The sequence below is a fragment of the Methylobacterium sp. WL103 genome (assembly GCF_008039885.1).
In the GTDB taxonomy this organism is placed as follows: domain Bacteria; phylum Pseudomonadota; class Alphaproteobacteria; order Rhizobiales; family Beijerinckiaceae; genus Methylobacterium; species Methylobacterium cerastii.
Genome location: NZ_VRUX01000876.1, coordinates 1 through 1,340 on the forward strand (window position 1 = coordinate 1; position 1,340 = coordinate 1,340).

The 1,340-nt window shown below is 71.0% G+C and carries 2 protein-coding genes; both read left to right on the forward strand.

The window, feature by feature from the left end; genetic code table 11:
* Positions 1-208, forward strand: a 208-nt coding sequence (locus FV222_RS26325) for an NAD(P)-dependent oxidoreductase (protein WP_281406934.1), incomplete at its 5' end; no start/stop codon positions are given.
* Positions 209-666: 458 nt separating this feature from the next.
* Positions 667-1,340 (forward strand): dihydroxy-acid dehydratase (locus FV222_RS26330; protein WP_187277489.1); only part of this gene is annotated, 674 nt, incomplete at its 3' end.

A 1,340-nucleotide genomic window follows, 5' to 3' on the forward strand; every position in this document is an offset into this window, starting at 1 on the left:
CGCGGCGCTCGACGTGTTCGAGCACCAGCCGCTGGCGCCCGACCACCCGCTCCACGCCTGCCCGAACCTGCTGCTGACGCCACACGTGGCCGGCACCACCGCCACGAGCCTGCGCGCCATGGGCCTGGGCGCCGCCGAGGAGATGCTGCGCATCCTGGCGGGCGAGCGCCCGCGGAACCTCGTGAACCCAGCCGCGCTGGAGCGTTGAGGGCGATCGCCGGCGGCCTGGGTCCGAAGTGCGCTCGGGGGCCGTGACAGTGCGCGGGGCGACCGGATTCGCGCATGCCGGTACTGGCGGTTCGCTTTGCGCGCATCCCCTCGCCCCGCGTGGATCTCGGGCTTGCCCGAGATCCGAACCTACCTGCCGAAATCGGGCAGGCCCGACTTCGGTGGGGGAGAGGGCTTTGCCGACCTCGTCGTCGGCGAAGCGAGGCGGCAGCCGAGGGTGAGGGGGCTGCCACGGAGGAACCACATCCGTTCGCACCCCCTCACCCTCGCTTTGGCGTTGCCTTCGCTTCCCGCACGGACGACGAGGTCCGTGCGGGCCTCTCCCCGCCCGCGGGGAGAGGGGGAACCCGCGCGTCGTCCGACGCCATGACGAAACGTGCGAATACGGTGGCCCGTTCGCGATAGGGCGCGCGCTTGTCCGGATCGAAGGAGCAGACGATGAGCAAGGGCCTGCGAAAGGGTCTCACCAGCTACGGCGATGCCGGGTTCTCGCTGTTCCTGCGCAAGGCCTTCATCAAGGCGGCGGGCTATTCCGACGACGCCCTCGACCGGCCGATCGTCGGCATCACCGACACGGCCAGCGACTTCAACCCGTGCCACGGCAACGTGCCGGCGCTGATCGAGGCGGCCAAGCGCGGGGTGATGCTGGCCGGCGCGATGCCGATGGTGTTCCCCACCATCTCGATTCACGAGAGCTTCGCGCACCCGACCTCGATGTTCCTGCGCAACCTGATGGCGATGGAGACCGAGGAGATGATCCGCGCCCAGCCGATGGACGCGGTGATCGTGATCGGCGGCTGCGACAAGACCCTGCCGGCCCAGATCATGGCGGCGGCGAGCGCCGACCTGCCGACGGTGGTGATCCCCACCGGGCCGATGGTGGTCGGCCACCACAAGGGCGAGGTGCTCGGCGCCTGCACCGATTGCCGCCGGCTCTGGAGCGCGCACCGCGCCGGCCAGCTCGACGCGGCCGAGATCGCCGCCGTCGAGGGCCGGCTCGCGCCGTCCGTCGGCACCTGCATGGTGATGGGCACGGCCAGCACCATGGCCTGCATCACCGAGACCTTGGGCCTGTCGCTGCCGATGTCGGCGACGATCCCCGCGCCCCATGC